This is a genomic window from Streptomyces sp. NPDC101110 (genome assembly GCF_044759525.1).
Classification (GTDB): domain Bacteria; phylum Actinomycetota; class Actinomycetes; order Streptomycetales; family Streptomycetaceae; genus Streptomyces.
On record NZ_JBIVZM010000011.1, the window covers coordinates 14,890 to 30,224 of the forward strand.

A 15,335-nucleotide genomic window follows, 5' to 3' on the forward strand; every position below is an offset into this window, starting at 1 on the left:
CGCGTGAGGCCGGTATGCGCGCGGGTGCACCGCCTGCCGCCGGTCAGACGCGGTCGATGTGGACGTTGGTCGACTTCACGCGGGCCGTCGCCTCCATCCCGACCTCCAGGCCCAGTTCCTCCACCGCCTCGCGGGTGAGCAGTGAGACGAGCCGGTGGGGTCCGGCCTGGATCTCCACCTGCGCGGCGACGTCGCCGAGTTTGATCGCGGTGACGATGCCGGGGAAGGCGTTGCGGGCCGAGGTGTACGGGGCGTCCTCCTCGGCGGCGCCGGACCGGGCGAGTTCGACGGAGAAGGCGGCCAGATCCCGCCCGGCGATGAGCCGGCGCCCGGTCTCGTCGCGGTGGGTCGTGATGCGACCCGCGTCGGCCCAGCGGCGGGCGGTGTCCGGGCTGACGCCGAGCAGCCGTGCTGCCTGGCCGATCGTGTAGGACTGCATGCCGGTCACGATAGGGGCGTGGAGAGCGACGGGCGGCTGCGGGGGCGGCCGTCGGGTGTGACGACAGGGCTGCTGCTACCGACGACGGCCCGGCTCCGGCTCACCCCACGTGCACCCTCGGCCGCCGCTTCCGGTCCGGTTCCGCCTCGCGCAGGACCTCGCGGGTCACCGGGGCGACCTCCCCCTGCCCGAAGAGGAAGAAGCGCAGGAAGTTGGCGAAGGGCCCGCCCTCGGTCCACTCGAAGTAGATGTGCGGGGTGCAGCCGGTGGAGTCGCGGACGTGCAGCAGCAGCGCGGCCAGGGCGTTCGGAATGGAGGACGATTCCAGGGTCAGGACGCGGTACCGGCCGTGCAGCACCTCGCCGCGTACGGTCAGGCCCGCCTCGAACTCGGAGGGATCGGTCACCGTCACCTCCACGAAGACGAAGTCCTCCTGGCCGGATACGTCGTTGTCGTGCCGGATCTGCTCGATCTTGTCGCGGTACTCGGCGATGTCGCGGCGGTCCGGCTCGTTGGCGATGAACCGCATCCTGCGGCTGGCCGTGTCCCGCACGAAACGCTCCGCCATGTCGTCCAGCGTCACGCTGGTCACGCGCAGCTCGAACGCCCGGGCCAGCCGTGACAGCAGGGAGACCAGGATGATGCCGGCGATGAAGCAGGCGCCGATCTTCACGCCGTCCGGGCGCTCGATGACGTTGAGCACGGTCGTGTAGAGGAACACCGCGGAGATCACCGCGAAGGCGATCGTCCAGTTCCGCTGCCGGGCCTTGCGGGCGGCGATGGTCACGGCGATCGCGGCGGAGCTGATGAGGACCAGCACGCCGGTGGCGTAGGCGCCGCCCTGGGCGTCGACGTCGGCGTCGAAGATCCAGGTGACCATGAAGGCGATCAGGGTGAAGACGATGACCATGGGCCGCACGGCGCGGGCCCAGTGCGGGGCCATGCCGTAGCGGGGCAGGTAGCGCGGCATCAGGTTGAGCAGGCCGGCCATCGCGGAGGCACCGGCGAACCAGAGGATGGCGATCGTCGAGACGTCGTAGACGGTGCCGAAGGTGTTGCCCAGGTAGTCGTGCGCCAGGTACGCGAGCGCACGGCCGTTGGCCTGTCCGCCCGTCTCGAACTCCTTCTCCGGGATGAGGAGGGTGGTGATGAAGCTGGTGGTGATCAGGAAGACGCTCATGATCAGGGCGGCCGTGGTGAGCAGCTTCTTCGTGTCGCGGATGCGCCCCTCAGGCCGTGCCTCGGTGTCGTCCGCATCGCCCCGGACGTGCGGCATCACGGCGACGCCCGTCTCGAATCCGGAGAGGCCGAGAGCCAGTTTCGGGAAGACGAGCAGGGCGACGCCGATCATGGCGAAGACGTTGCCGTGCTGAGCGGTGAGGGCGTTCGACCAGTCGGTGATCACGTGACCCGCCGTGACGACGTGGTAGAGGCCGACGGCCACCACGACCGCGTTCAGTGCGAGGTAGGCACCGACGAGCGCGACGGCGACGCCGATCGCCTCCAGGAAGCCCTTGAGGAACACCGCGCCCAGCAGGGTCACCAGGACCAGGGTGATCAGCATCTGCTTGTCGTGCAGGACGCTCGTCAGATGCGGGTTCTCCACGAGGTGGGTGGAGGCGTCGGCGGCCGACAGGGTGATGGTGATGAGGAAGTCGGTGGCGGCGAAGCCCAGCAGGGTCAGGACGAACAACTTGCCCTGCCAGAAGGACAGCAGCCGCTCCAGCATCGCGATCGAGCCCTCACCGTGCGGGCTCTCCTCGGCCACGCGGCGGTAGACGGGCAGGGCGCCCGCCAGCGTGACGACGATCAGGACGAGGGTCGCGATCGGTGACAGCAGCCCGGCGGCGAGGGCCGCGATGCCCGGCTGGTAGCCGAGGGTCGAGAAGTAGTCGACGCCGGTCAGGCACATCACCCGCCACCAGCGCTGACCCCGGTGCGCGGGTTCGGGTTCCGCGTGGGGCCCCGTGTGGCCGCCGGACTTGCCCATGTCCGCCAGGCCCTCCAGCATCCAGGCGCGCAGACGGCTGGGTGGAGAAGGCGCCGGACGACCCGGTGCCGGGTGCTCGGTGGTGGCCATCGACATGCTCCAGACGTGCGGTTCAGTGTGGTTCCGGCCATCACTGGACGGCTCGATCAGCGTATGCGGAGCGTGATGTCGTGGCCCGCGAATGAGAGGGCTGAGCGCGTCAATCTTCCGTTAAGACTGTCGGTGCGGGCGGTCACAGGACCGAAAACCCGAGATGAGAGAGCGCGGACCGGTTCTCCCCCCGTGGAGCGGCGGTACGTATGCGCGGCCCACGGCCGGACACCCTGCGTGATCACTTGGGTCGCCTACGCGTAACGTTCGTTTGGGTAGTCGAATGTTTCGGCCCTTCCTCTCGTCTTGATCTCAGCAGAAGATTCCCCTTGTTCAAAGGGTTGCCAGCGTTTATCCGCTGTCTCTAGGGTGCGGCAGCAGCGAAGCTTTCTGGATCTCGAACGAAACTTTCGAGGAGGGCATGATGGGCGACCCGACACTGTCCCGCCGCGGCTTCCTGGCGGCCTCCGCCGCGGCCGGTCTTGCGACGACGGCACTGACCGCGTGCGGCGGGGACTCGGGCGGAGGGTCGTCCGGGACGACCACGGTCGAATGGTGGAACATATCCACCACCGAGCCGGCCAAGACCGTCTGGGCCGCTCTCGCGCGGAAGTTCGAGGCGCAGAACCCCAAGGTCAAGATAAAGATCGTCCAGCTGGAGAACGACGCCTACAAGTCGAAGATGACGGCCCTGACCGCCTCCGGGAAGCTGCCCGACATCTTCCACACCTGGGGCGGCGGCGTGCTGAAGCAGCAGGTCGACGCCGGGCTCGTGGAGAACCTCACCGACCGGACCGAACCCTGGGGAGACGCCCTGCTGCCGGTCGCCAGGGAGCCGTACCTTGTCGACGACCAGGCGTACGGCATCCCGTTCGACATCGGCATGATCGGCTTCTGGTACAACAAGGCGCTCTTCGAGAAGGCCGGCGTCGCCGAGCCGCCGACCACCTGGGACGGCTTCCTCGACGCCGTACGCAAGCTGAAGGCCGCCGAGGTCACGCCACTGGCCCTGGCCGGCAAGGAGAAGTGGCCCGGCATGTACTACTGGGCCTACCTGGCCATGCGGACCGCCGGGGCCGAGGCGCTGCAGAAGGCCTACGACGACAAGGACTTCACCGGCACCCCCTTCGTCGAGGCGGGCGAGCACCTGAAGGAACTCGTCGCCCTCCAGCCGTTCCAGAAGGGCTTCCTCGGAGCCGCCTACTCGTCGCCCACCGGCCAGGCCGCCGCCGTCGGCAACGGCAAGGCGGCCATGGAGCTCATGGGGCAGTGGGCACCCACGGTCCAGGCCGACGCGGGCAAGGGCCTCGGCAAGGATCTCGGGTTCTTCCCGTTCCCCGCGGTCGAGGGCGGCAAGGGAGCCATCACCGAGGTGTTCGGCGGAGGAGGCGGGCACGCCCTGCGCCGGGGCGCCCCGCAGGAGGCCGTCGAGTTCCTCAAGTTCTTCGCGTCCGAGGCCACCGACCTGGAACTGGTCAAGAAGACCGGGGTCCTGCCCGTGGTGCCGGCGGCCGAGAGCGCCATCGCCGACCCCAACATCAAGGCCGTACAGGCCCAGTTGAAGGCCGCCACCGGCTTCCAGCTCTACCTCGACCAGGCGTACGCGCCCGCCGTCGGCCAGGAGGTCAACGACAGCGTGGCCGCGCTCATCGCCGGCTCCAAGTCGCCCGGGCAGGTCGCCCGGTCGATCACGAGGACCGCGAAGGAAGAGCAGTAGCCGGCGATGACCTCCACGTTCCTGCCGGACCGGCGGACCGGCCCCGGCGCCGGTTCCCCGCCCCCGGCCGCGGCCCGGCCCACCGGACGCGCCCGCCGACGCGCGCTGCACTGGCTCACCGCGGCCGGCTTCCAGATCCCGGCCCTGGTGCTGTTCCTGGGGCTCGTGCTGCTGCCGATGCTGTTCGCCCTGTACGCCGCGTTCTTCCGCTGGGGCGGCTTCGGCATGCCCTCCGACTACATCGGCGGCGAGAACTTCACCCGGCTCTTCCAGGACGACGTCTTCCTCGGCGACCTGTGGCGCTGCCTGGTCCTCGTGGTGCTGTCGCTCGCGATCCAGCTGCCGTTCGCCCTCGCCATGGCCGTCCTGCTCAACCAGCGGCTGCGCGGCCGGGCGGTGTACCGGATGCTGTTCTTCGCCCCGTACGTCCTGTCCGAGGCCATCACCGGGATCCTCTTCGGCATGATCTTCGCCCCGGACGACGGCTTCGCCGACCAGGTCCTCGGCAGGATCGGCCTCGAGGGGCTGGGCGGGGAGTGGTTCGCTGACCCGTCCACGGTCATGGCGACCGTTTTCCTGGTCATGACCTGGAAGTACTTCGGCTTCCACATGATGCTGTACCTGGCCGGGCTCCAGGCCGTCCCTAGGGAACTGACCGAGGCGGCGCTCATCGACGGGGCGAGCGCCTGGCAGCGGTTCCGCAACGTCACGCTGCCGCTGCTCGCGCCCACCCTGCGCATCAGTGTGTTCCTCGCGGTCATCGGGTCGATCCAGCTGTTCGACCTGGTGTGGCTGACCACCGCGGGCGGTCCCGACCACCACTCCGAGACCATGGCCGTGACCATGTTCCAGTACGGCTTCAAGCGCTACCAGGTCGGCTATGCCAGCGCGATCAGCGTGGTCATGTTCGGCATCAGCCTCGTCTTCGCCCTCGCCTACCAGCGGTTCGTCCTCCGGCGCGACCTGGAGGGGGCCACCACGACCATGCGGGGTGATGGAAAGTGACAGCCAATCAGGAGACGGTGAAGGGAACGTCAGCCCGTCGAAAGACCCGTGCGCGTGGGACGTCCTGGAGCCTGCACCTCGTCCTGGTCGTCGTCGGAGCGGTCATGGCCGTGCCCCTGCTCTACGCAGCGCTCTCCGGTTTCAAATCCACCGCCGAGCTTTCCCGCAACCCGGTCGGGCCGCCCGAGTCCTGGGTGACCTCCAACTACACCGGGATCCTCGGCTCGGGGGACTTCTGGCGGCTGATCGGCAACAGCACGCTGATCGCGATCGGCACGACCGTCCTGGTCGTCGCGGTCTCCGCCCTGTCGGCCTTCTCCTTCGCGCGGTTCGCCTTCCGCGGCCGGGAGGCGCTGTTCACGCTGTTCACCATGGGGTTGATGTTCCCCTTCGCGGTCGCGGCCCTGCCCCTGTTCCTGCTGCTGCGCTCGCTGGACCTGCTGGACAACCCGCTCGGCGTGATCCTCCCGCAGGCCGCCTTCGGGCTGCCGATGACGATCATCATCCTGCGGGGCTTCTTCCGGCAGATCCCCGGCGAGCTGGAGGAGGCGGCCACGCTCGACGGGTGCAGCCCGTTCGGCTTCTTCTGGCGCGTGCTCCTGCCCATGGCCCGGCCCGCGCTCGGCACCGTCTCCGTACTGGCCGTCGTCACCAGCTGGAACAACTTCTTCCTGCCGCTGCTGGTGTTCACCGACGCGCAGTGGTGGACCCTGCCGATCGGTGTCCAGCAGTTCCAGGGGCAGTACTCCGCGGAGTACGCCAAGGTCTTCGCCTATCTGGTGCTGGCCATGGTCCCCGCCCTCGCTTTCTACTCGGTCGCCGAGCGTCAGCTCGTGGGCGGCCTCACCGCCGGCGCCACCAAGGGCTGAACCGCGCCGCGAAACGTACGGCTCTACCCACCCACCGTCGTGAGGAGTCGAACCATGCGCACCACCCGTCTCAGACTCGCCGGCGCCGTCGCCGCGCTCCTGGTCGCGGCCGGCATCGGCGCCGGCACACCCGCCCGGGCGGGACACCAGCAGCCCACCCTCGCCGACCTCGCCCAGCGGCACGGCCGCTACTTCGGCAGCGCCACCGACAACCCCGAGCTCGTGGACGGGCCGTACAAGACCCTGCTCGGCAGCGAGTTCGACCAGATCACGCCCGGCAACGGCATGAAGTGGTACGCGACCGAGCCACAGCAGGGGGTGTTCGACTTCTCCGCGGGCGACGAGATCGTGAACCTGGCCCGGGCCAACCGGCAGAAGGTGCGCGGCCACACCCTGGTCTGGCACAGCCAGCTGCCCGGGTGGATCGCGGGCAGGGAGTGGACGGCTCCCGAGCTGAGGGCCGTGCTGAAGAAGCACATCCAGACGGAGGTACGCCACTACCGGGGCAAGGTGTTCGCCTGGGACGTCGTGAACGAGGCGTTCAACGAGGACGGCACCTACCGGGAGTCGGTCTTCTACAAGACGCTGGGGCCCGGCTACATCGCGGACGCGCTGCGCTGGGCGCACCAGGCCGATCCGCGGGTCAAGCTCTACCTCAACGACTACAACATCGAGGGCGTCGGCCCGAAGAGCGACGCCTACCACCGGCTGGCCAAGGAGCTGAAGGCCGCGGGCGTCCCGCTGCACGGCATCGGTCTCCAGGCCCATCTGGCCCTGCAGTACGGCTATCCGGCCACACTGGAGGACAACCTCCGCCGCTTCTCGCGGCTCGGCCTCAACACCGCGCTCACCGAGGTCGACATCCGGATGCACCTGCCCGCGACCGAGGAGAAGCGGGCACAGCAGGCCGAGTGGTACGCCGACGTGACGAAGGCGTGCCTGGCGGTACGGCGGTGCGTCGGCATCACGCTGTGGGACTACACCGACAAGTACTCGTGGATCCCGGCGGTCTTCCCGGGCGAGGGCGCGGCCCTGCCCTGGGACGAGGACCTGCGGCCGAAGCCCGCGTACTTCGCGCTGCGCGAGGCGCTCGGGGGGCGGTAGCGGGGGCGGTCGGCGCCCCCCGCCGGACAGGGGGTGGCGGGGGCGCCGGTCCTCAGGCGGCGGGCGCGGTGCTCGCCCGTACCACCAGCTCGGTGCCCAGCTCGGTTCCTTGCCGCGGGTCAGGCGAGGGAGGTGTCGAACCGGATGCCGGCGCTTTCCAGGGCCGCGCGGTATCCGTCCAGGCGGGCCCGGGAGCACAGCAGGCGGGACGGTCCGGGGATCAGGCCGATGCGGCGGTGCCCGAGGGACAGCAGGTGTGCGATGGCCGCCATGCCGCCCGACCAGTTCGCGGCGCCGATCGTGGGGGCGTCGAGGGCCGGGGAGCCCGCTGGATCGACGACCACCAGCGGCACGCCCAGGATGCGCAGTTCCTCGTGGAGCGTCGGTTCCAGGGCGGACGTCACGAGGATCACGCCGTCGGAGGCACGGGACCTGGGGTCGCGCATCCACTCGCGTGCGTCGCCCGAGCGTCCGTGGACGGCCGACACCACCGTGCCGGCCCCGGCGGCGTGCGCGACCCCCTCGACCCCGCGGATGATCTCCCCGGCCCAGGGGCTGTCGAGGTCGCCGAAGACCAGGTCGAGCAGGGCGGCGCGGGTGCCCGGGGCGGCGGGGCGCCTGCGGTAGCCGTGCACGCGCAGCAGGTCCTCTACCCGGGCCCGGGTCTGCGGTGACACGTCGGACCGGCCGTTGACGACCCGGGACACGGGGTACGGACACCCAGGCCCCCCGGGTGATCTCCGAGATCGTGACCTTGCCCCCGGCGTCTGCCCCCTCTGCTCCCCCCACCTCCGTCGACGGGTGACCGCGAAACTTCCAGGAGTCTTCCGGAGAACGGGCATCCGTGGGAAGGCGCGCGGTGCGCCGACAGGACGTGGCGGGTGGTGACGTTCAGTGACGACCATCGGACAGGCGTCGGGGCCGGTGCGCAGGGTGTCCTGCGGCCGGCCCCTCATGTCATCCGGCGGGGCGGCGTCCCGCCGAGCGGCCTCAGGCGGCCGTCATCACCTGGCCCGCCACCGGGCGGTGCGGGGCGATGGCCCGGCCGTCCGGAAGCAGTTCGCCGGTGTCCTCGAAGAGCACCACGCCGTTGCACAGCAGGCTCCATCCCTGTTCCGGGTGGTGCGCCACGAGGCGGGCGGATTCCCGGTCGGCGGAATCTGCTGAGGGGCACTGGGTCTGGTGCTGGCACATGGGTGGGATCTTTCGCTGTGTCGAGACGGACGATGAGACTGCGTTGTCCGGGTGGGTTGTCGTGTCTGTTCCGCGGCTAGAAGTTTCGTTCATGGCCGCCCCCCGTTGTGATAAGTCGTCGGAACCCAGTGTTGCCCCACGGGCGTCAATCCGCAGGGATTTCGCGGCACCGCTTCTCACAGGTTCATGACGCGTCACCCGCGCGGACGGTTCATCCCAACTGGGCTGTCCCTTCGGGTGGTTCGCAGTGGCCGGATAGGGCTAGTCCGCTCGGGCCGACGACAATTCCGGCTCGTCCGAGCAATTGGACGCTCGTACGAGCGATCGAGTGAGCGATTAAGTGATCGGACGAGCGGTCAGCCGATGGCCGGGCGCATATGCGAGACCCCGCCGCCGGAATTCGGCGACGGGATCTGCGGATGTGTGCGGTGCGTCAGGCGGGAGACCCGAGCAATCTGACGGGAGCCGCGCGGTGAGTCAGGACCGGAAGGAGTTCGGCGACGCGGTGCGGGCGGTGAGCCGCGATGCCGGGAGGTGCCGGCGCCAGCGGGACCAGCAGGTCGGTGGCGGCGGGATGGCCCTCGGCGCCGTCCGCGGTGCAGTCCTCGTGCAGCCACAGCGTCAGCATGTACAGGCCGGGCACCGACAGCAGTCGGGGCTGGTACGGCTGCGGCATCGCCTCGGCCTGGCGCAGGGCACGTTCGGTCGAGGTGATGTACGGGCCCTCGAAGAAGTGGGAGAAGGCCCAGCCGTCGGGAGTGAGCATGGTCTCCGCCGCGGCCACGGCCCGATCGCCGCAGCGGATCAGGAAGCGCCACCCGGCCAGCCGGGTCGCGGACACGCCCTCCGCCGTCACGTGGTCGAGTACGTGGACGGGGAGGGGGAGTTCGGGTGTGGCGGGTCCCTGGGTGCCGAGCAGGGAGGGAGTTCGGGCTTCGCGGACCGCGGTGGGAGAGGAGAGCGCGGTGAGGACGGAACGGAGTGCGGGCGCGGGAGCCGGAGGGACATGCAGCGGCATGGTGGGTCGCCTCTCATTCAAAGGCACGGTGGCGCGAGGGCGGGGGCGGACGGCGCTGTCAGCTCACGAGGGTCAGAGAGGCAGGGGCCGGGTCAGGGGAAACGCGAGGGGGGGTGGGGGGTCCGCGTCGCCTCGACGGCAGGACCCATCGACCGTGGGCGCCAACCTTCTGCCTTGTTCACGGAGTTTATACGACACGGGTTCAGACTGTGTTTCGCCTAGCCGTTTCCGGTGAGTAGAACAAGGGTACATTCGGTCGGCGATACGTGAGAATTATCCCGATTCCCAGCGGGGGTGCACGACGGTGACCTCGGTGAATGCCCGCGAACCGGTCGGCCCATTCTCGTCGGCGTTTTTCACGAGTTCCCCGGGCCCGAAACCTGTCCTGTGCGTCATGCCGAGTGAATGTGCCACCGGTCACATGTGACCAGCGTAGCGGCCGTCGGGTCCGCCCGGGACGTTATCGATCGCTTTCGCTGGGCATCCTCCACCTGACCGGGACCCAGGCAGCCGGATCCCGGCCCGCATCACCGAGAAGGGACGCTTCGATGGGGGAGAAGGTCGTGGCAGGCCGGTTCGACCTGTCCGATCGCCAGCGCTACCGCGACAAGCTGCGCCAGTGTCTGACGGGCTTGGAGCGACTCCTGGCGGAGCAGCGGTTCGACCGGCCCAAGAACCTCATGGGGCTGGAGATCGAATTGAATCTCGCGGGCGCCGACGGCATGCCGAAAATGTTGAACGGGCAAGTCCTCGAGCGCATCGCGAGCCGCGATTTCCAAACAGAACTCGCCATGTTCAACCTGGAAGTCAACATCCCTCCACACCGCCTCGGGGGCCGGGTATTCGACCGGCTCGCCGAGGAACTCCGTACGTCACTGGCATATGCCGACCGAAAAGCGGGTGAGGTCGACGCCGGCATTGTGATGATCGGTATTCTGCCGACGCTCGACCGCGACGACCTGGTGTCGTCGAACCTCTCCGACGTCGACCGCTACACCCTGCTCAACGATCAGATCGTGGCCGCGCGGGGCGAGGAGTTCACCCTCGACATCGACGGCGTGGAGCACCTGAGCTGCACCTCGAAGTCCATCGCGCCCGAGGCCGCCTGCACCTCCGTGCAACTGCACCTCCAGGTCACCCCGGCCCGCTTCGCCGACGTGTGGAACGCGGCCCAGGCGGTCGCCGCCGCGCAGATCGCCGTCGGCGCCAATTCGCCCTTCCTCTTCGGGCGCGAACTGTGGCGCGAGTCGCGGCCCCCGCTGTTCCAGCAGTCCACCGACACCCGCCCGCCCGAGCTGCAGGCCCAGGGCGTCCGGCCGCGCACCTGGTTCGGGGAGCGCTGGATCACCTCGGCGTACGACCTCTTCGAGGAGAACCTGCGCTACTACCCGGCCCTGCTGCCGATCTGCGACGACGAGGACCCGCTGAAGGTCCTCGACCAGGGCGGCACGCCCTCCCTCGCCGAACTCGTCCTGCACAACGGCACGATCTACCGCTGGAACCGCCCGGTGTACGGCATCGCCGACGGCGTCCCGCACCTGCGCGTGGAGAACCGCGTCCTGCCGGCCGGCCCCACGGTCCTCGACGTCGTGGCCAACGCGGCCTTCTTCTACGGCGTCGTCCGGGCGCTCGCCGAGGAGTCCCGGCCGGTGTGGTCCCGGCTGCCCTTCGAGTCGGCCGCCGCCAACTTCGACGCCGCGTGCAAGGACGGCATCGACGCCCGCTTCACCTGGCCCCGGCGCGGCCGGTACAGCGGCACCACCGAGGTCGACGCGGTGAGCCTCGTCCGCGACGAACTGCTGCCGCTCGCCGAGGCCGGACTGGCCGCCTGGGGCGTCGAACCCGCCGACCGCGACCTGTACCTGGGCGTGATCGAGGAACGCTGCCGGCGCCGGGTGAACGGGGCGAGCTGGCAGGCCGCCACCTTCCACAAGGCACTGGACTCGGGTCTCTCCCGGGAGGACGCGCTGGGCGCCACGACCCGGCGTTACCGCGAGCTGATGCACAAGGGAGAACCGGTGCACAGCTGGCCGGTGGGACTGCCTGAGCCGGTGTCGCTGGGCTGACACCGCCGCCGGGGCGCCGTCGCGCTGCCGCCATACTGATCCGACAGGTCGGTGAAGTGGAGGCGGGTGTGCAGGCGGAGGCGAGCCCGGTGGGCGATTCCATTCCCCAGCAGGGACTCTCACGGCGGATGCTCCGCACGGAGACGCTGCTGGTCCTCGCGCTGTCGCTGGGCGCGAGCGCACTGTCCGCGCTGATCAGCTTCATCGGATCGGTCACCAAGCCGGGCGGACTCAAGGACCAGGCGGCCACGATGAACGCCTCGGCCGCTCCCGGCCGGCCCTGGCTGGACCTCGCCTGGCAGCTCTTCGGGATCACCACGGCGCTGGTTCCCGTCGCCCTCGTGGCGCATTTCCTGCTCCGCGAGGGCGCGAGCCTGCGCACGATCGGCTTCGACCGCACCCGCCCCTGGCCCGACCTCGGCCGCGGGGCGGCGATCGCCGCGGTCATCGGCAGTACCGGCATCGCCTTCTACCTGGCGGCCCGCGGCCTCGGCTTCAACCTCACCGTGGTTCCGGAGGCGCTGCCGGCGGTGTGGTGGAAGTACCCGGTGCTGATCCTCTCGGCGATCCAGAACGCCGTACTGGAGGAAGTGATCGTCGTCGGCTACCTGCTGCGCCGCATGCGCCAGCTGGGCTGGACGCCGACGGCGGCGCTGACCGGCAGTGCCGTTCTGCGCGGGTCGTACCACCTGTACCAGGGCATCGGCGGCTTCGTCGGGAACATGGTCATGGGCGTCGTCTTCGTCTACCTCTACCGCCGCTGGGGGCGCGTCGGTCCGCTCGTGGTGGCCCACTCGCTGCTCGACATCGGCGCGTTCGTCGGGTACGCGCTGCTGGCGGGCAAGGTGGGCTGGCTGCCGACGGCGTGAGGCAGTGAGCGAGGGGGCGTACGACACCGTCGTACGCCCCCTTTCTTCGTCTCGTCTCAGGTCGGCGCTCGTCTCAGGGCAGCAGCTCGCCCTCGATGACGGTGACGGCCGTGCCGGTCAGCAGTGTGCGGTCACCGCGCAGTTCCGTGCGGACGCGGCCGGACCGGCGTGAGGCCTGGAGTCCGGTGAGGCCGGAGCGGCCCAGGCGCTCGGACCAGAACGGGGCGAGCGCGGTGTGGGCGCTGCCGGTCACCGGGTCCTCGTCGATGCCCACGTTGGGGAAGAAGCAGCGCGAGACGAAGTCGTAGCCCCGGGCGGGGTCCTCGGCGCGGGCCGTGGCGATGACGCCGCGCTCGGAGTGGGCGGCGAGGGCCTTGAGGTCGGGACCGAGGCCGTGCACGGTCTTCTCGTCGGCGACCTCGACGAGCAGGTCGCCGACGTTCGGGCCGGTGTCCAGGACCGTGAGCGGTTCCGTGCCCAGTGCTCCGGCGAGTCCCGCGGGCGGGTCGACCCGGGTGAGCGGGGCCGTCGGGAAGTCCATCGTGACCGATCCGTCCGCGGCGGGCGTGGCGACGAGGACGCCGCTGCGGGTGGCGAACCGCACCGGCCCCTCGTGGGCGCCGGTCGTGTGCAGCACGTGAGCGGTGGCGAGGGTCGCGTGGCCGCACATGGCGACCTCGGCGGCAGGGGTGAACCAGCGCAGCGCCCAGTCCGCCTCCGCGCCTTCGGGCAGCGGGTGGGCGAAGGCGGTCTCTGCGTGGTTGACCTCCAGGGCCACGTTCTGCAGCCAGCCGTCGTCCGGGAAGGCGTCCGCGCCGGGCAGGAGCAGGACCCCGGCCGGGTTTCCGGAGAAGGGGCGATCGGTGAAGGCGTCGACGATTCGGATCCGCATGCCCCGACGCTAGGGCGCTCACGAAGCAGCAGGCCAAGGCCAATTCGCAGCCGCTGGCCCGGTTCCGCCGGCCGGAATCCCGGGAAGCTTCTTGTCAGTCGACAGTTACCGATATATCGTTGAAGCATCGCGACAGATCAACGATGGAATGGAGAGTGGTTGCGATGCGTACCCACGGATTCGAGCGTGGACATGGACACGGCGGCCCGCACCGCGGCCGGGGCGGTTTCGAAGGGCTGCGTGCGGCCTTCGGCCCCTTCGGGCCGGGTGGCCCGGGCGGCCCAGGCTGGGGCGGACCCGGCGGCCCGGGTTTCGGCCCCGGCCCCTGGGGCGGACGAGGGCGCGGGGGGCCGAGGGGAAGGGCGCGGCGCGGTGACGTGCGGGCCTCGATCCTGGCCCTGCTCAAGGACCGGCCGATGCACGGCTACGAGATGATCCAGGAGATCGCCGAGCGCAGTGGCGGGGCGTGGAAGCCGAGTCCCGGCTCGGTCTACCCCACCCTTCAGTTGTTGGAGGACGAGGGGCTGATCATCAGTGAGTCGGAGGGCGGCAAGAAGCTGTTCTCACTCACGGAAGCGGGCCGTACGGCCGCCGACGAGGGGCCCGAGGCGCCCTGGGAGGAGGCCTCCCGGGGGGTCGACTGGGAAGCCCTGGGTGAGATCCGCCAGGCCGGCTTCGGCCTGATGGAGGCCTTCGGCCAGGTCTGGAAGACCGGCAGCAAGGAACAGCGGGAGAAGGCCCTCCAGGTCATCAACGAGGCTCGCAAGAAGCTGTATCTGATCCTCGCCGACGAGGACTGAACCGTCCCGCAGGAAAGGCGCCCCCGGAGCGATCCGGGGGCGCTTCGGTTGCCGGGGTGTCAGGTCACGAGGCCGTTGAGCTTGCGCAGTGATTCGTGCAGGGCCGCCGTGGCCGAGTCCTTGAGTCTGCCCGCCATCAGGGACACGGTCGCACCCGTGAACTCGCCGTCGATGCGGACCGTCGTCGCGTCGCCGTCGGGTGTGAGGGTGTAGCGCGTCGCGACGGTCACCGCCATCGGGCCCTTGCCGCGGATGGCGAGCACACGTGCCGGTTCCAGTTCCTCGACGGTCCAGGCCACCTCGGCCGGGAAGTTCATGAGCCGCATGTTCTCCTGGAACGTCGCGCCCACCGCCAGGGGCTCCGGGCCGCCCGCCGGGAAGCCCGTGTGGGTCGCGTTCCACTCGCCGTAGGCGGACCAGTCGGTGAGCCGCGCCCATACCTTCTCGGCCGGTGCTCCGATGCGGGCCTGCGCGCTGACCTCGGCCATGCGATCACCTCTCCGTCCGCGGGCTGGGTGTCGCGGAAGGTAGCCGCGTCGGCCGCAATGTTCAATACTGACGAACCGTCAGACGAAGGAACGGCTGCTCCTAGGCCCTCCGGTCTCCTCCGCAAGGAGGAGGCCTGCCCGTCGGCTCCACTTTCCGTGGGACACGAAAATGCTTCCTTTCGAGGATGTCCCGGCCGCTCGGGACTGATGGGGTGGGGGATGTGCAACCCCGCATCCCCGGGCAGTCGCCCCATGAGCACGGCATTCAGCGTGTGGACAACGATGCCAGGCTCAGTGACGAGCTGGCGTCGGTGGTCGGCGGTGCCCGCCGCCGGGCCGTCCGGGACGGGGACCGGCAGATCGACACCGCCCACCTGCTCCACTCGCTGCTGGAATCCGACCCCGAGGCACGCGCCGTCTTCGCCGAGGGGCCGCAGATCGCGCGGCTGCTCGGATATCTCGTCCAGCGCAGCATCGGATACGGCCTGCGCTGGCAGAGCCGGGTCGAGGATTCCGGTGCCGTCCCCGTGGTGGCCGAGGCGGCGGGATTCTCCCCGCTCGCCGGCGCCTGCATGGAGGACGCCTGTGAGCGTGCCGCCGGGCGCGGCGGACCGGCCCGGGGCACGGACCTGCTCGCGGCGATCGTCGTCGACCCGCAGGCACGCGCGGTCGAGGTGCTCCAACGGGCCGGAATCGACCCGCGCGAGGTGCTCGCCAGGCTCGCTGGTGCGCCGGGCATGACACGGGAGTGCGGCGAAGCCACCCACTGAGTGTCCGCACACCCGGGGCCGTCC

General features: G+C 70.0%; 14 protein-coding genes and 1 pseudogene. 8 read left to right on the plus strand and 7 right to left on the minus strand.

Annotation, left to right across the window (positions count from 1 at the left end; genetic code table 11):
• Positions 1-43: 43 nt before the first annotated feature.
• Both ACIQU3_RS24575 and ACIQU3_RS24580 read right to left on the minus strand, forming a co-directional pair.
• Entirely contained in the window at positions 44-439 is a 396-nt protein-coding gene (locus ACIQU3_RS24575) for a helix-turn-helix transcriptional regulator (protein WP_366712214.1), read from the minus strand.
• 100 nt (positions 440-539) lie between these two features.
• A complete protein-coding gene (locus ACIQU3_RS24580; RefSeq protein ID WP_403927752.1) occupies positions 540-2,519 on the minus strand; it encodes an amino acid transporter in 1,980 nt (659 codons plus the stop codon).
• A gap of 424 nt (positions 2,520-2,943) precedes the next feature.
• Between ACIQU3_RS24580 and ACIQU3_RS24585 the strand changes: the two genes are divergently transcribed.
• The 4 genes from ACIQU3_RS24585 (at position 2,944) to ACIQU3_RS24600 (ending at position 7,214) form a co-directional block, all read left to right on the plus strand.
• Positions 2,944-4,236, plus strand: a complete 1,293-nt coding sequence (locus ACIQU3_RS24585; protein WP_403744307.1) for an extracellular solute-binding protein — start codon at positions 2,944-2,946, stop codon at positions 4,234-4,236.
• Positions 4,237-4,242: 6 nt separating this feature from the next.
• On the plus strand, positions 4,243-5,241 hold the full coding sequence (locus ACIQU3_RS24590; protein WP_403744305.1) for a carbohydrate ABC transporter permease: 999 nt from the start codon (positions 4,243-4,245) through the stop codon (positions 5,239-5,241).
• A gap of 104 nt (positions 5,242-5,345) precedes the next feature.
• Positions 5,346-6,110 (plus strand): carbohydrate ABC transporter permease, encoded by a 765-nt coding sequence (locus ACIQU3_RS24595; protein ID WP_403744330.1) that lies wholly within the window; start codon positions 5,346-5,348, stop codon positions 6,108-6,110.
• Positions 6,111-6,164: 54 nt separating this feature from the next.
• Positions 6,165-7,214 carry an endo-1,4-beta-xylanase gene (locus ACIQU3_RS24600; protein WP_403927755.1) on the plus strand — a complete coding sequence of 350 codons (1,050 nt, stop codon included), beginning with the start codon at positions 6,165-6,167 and terminating at the stop codon, positions 7,212-7,214.
• 125 nt (positions 7,215-7,339) lie between these two features.
• On the opposite strand, the pseudogene ACIQU3_RS24605 reads toward ACIQU3_RS24600, so the two are convergent.
• The 3 genes and pseudogenes from ACIQU3_RS24605 to ACIQU3_RS24615 all read right to left on the minus strand — a co-directional run.
• Positions 7,340-8,003 (minus strand): annotated as a pseudogene (locus tag ACIQU3_RS24605) (LacI family DNA-binding transcriptional regulator); the annotation flags it as partial.
• Positions 8,004-8,204: 201 nt separating this feature from the next.
• On the minus strand, positions 8,205-8,408 hold the full coding sequence (locus ACIQU3_RS24610) for a DUF5999 family protein (protein WP_366712221.1): 204 nt from the start codon (positions 8,406-8,408) through the stop codon (positions 8,205-8,207).
• 433 nt (positions 8,409-8,841) lie between these two features.
• Positions 8,842-9,426 (minus strand): hypothetical protein, encoded by a 585-nt coding sequence (locus ACIQU3_RS24615; protein WP_403744298.1) that lies wholly within the window; start codon positions 9,424-9,426, stop codon positions 8,842-8,844.
• Positions 9,427-9,974: 548 nt separating this feature from the next.
• Between ACIQU3_RS24615 and ACIQU3_RS24620 the strand changes: the two genes are divergently transcribed.
• Both ACIQU3_RS24620 and ACIQU3_RS24625 read left to right on the plus strand, forming a co-directional pair.
• Positions 9,975-11,492 (plus strand): glutamate-cysteine ligase family protein, encoded by a 1,518-nt coding sequence (locus ACIQU3_RS24620; protein ID WP_403927758.1) that lies wholly within the window; start codon positions 9,975-9,977, stop codon positions 11,490-11,492.
• A gap of 68 nt (positions 11,493-11,560) precedes the next feature.
• A complete protein-coding gene (locus tag ACIQU3_RS24625; protein WP_403744294.1) occupies positions 11,561-12,361 on the plus strand; it encodes a CPBP family intramembrane glutamic endopeptidase in 801 nt (266 codons plus the stop codon).
• Positions 12,362-12,434: 73 nt separating this feature from the next.
• On the opposite strand, the gene ACIQU3_RS24630 is transcribed toward ACIQU3_RS24625, so the two are convergent.
• Entirely contained in the window at positions 12,435-13,253 is an 819-nt protein-coding gene (locus tag ACIQU3_RS24630) for a PhzF family phenazine biosynthesis protein (RefSeq protein ID WP_403744292.1), read from the minus strand.
• A gap of 164 nt (positions 13,254-13,417) precedes the next feature.
• On the opposite strand from ACIQU3_RS24630, the gene ACIQU3_RS24635 reads away from it, so the two are divergent.
• Positions 13,418-14,053 (plus strand): PadR family transcriptional regulator, encoded by a 636-nt coding sequence (locus ACIQU3_RS24635; protein WP_403744288.1) that lies wholly within the window; start codon positions 13,418-13,420, stop codon positions 14,051-14,053.
• Positions 14,054-14,112: 59 nt separating this feature from the next.
• Here ACIQU3_RS24635 and ACIQU3_RS24640 read toward each other — a convergent pair whose 3' ends face one another.
• Positions 14,113-14,541 carry an SRPBCC family protein gene (locus ACIQU3_RS24640; RefSeq protein WP_403744287.1) on the minus strand — a complete coding sequence of 143 codons (429 nt, stop codon included), beginning with the start codon at positions 14,539-14,541 and terminating at the stop codon, positions 14,113-14,115.
• Positions 14,542-14,762: 221 nt separating this feature from the next.
• Here ACIQU3_RS24640 and ACIQU3_RS24645 point away from each other — a divergent pair, with 221 nt between their 5' ends.
• Positions 14,763-15,311, plus strand: coding sequence for a Clp protease N-terminal domain-containing protein (locus ACIQU3_RS24645; protein ID WP_403744332.1), 549 nt, complete (start codon positions 14,763-14,765; stop codon positions 15,309-15,311).
• Positions 15,312-15,335 lie beyond the last annotated feature (24 nt).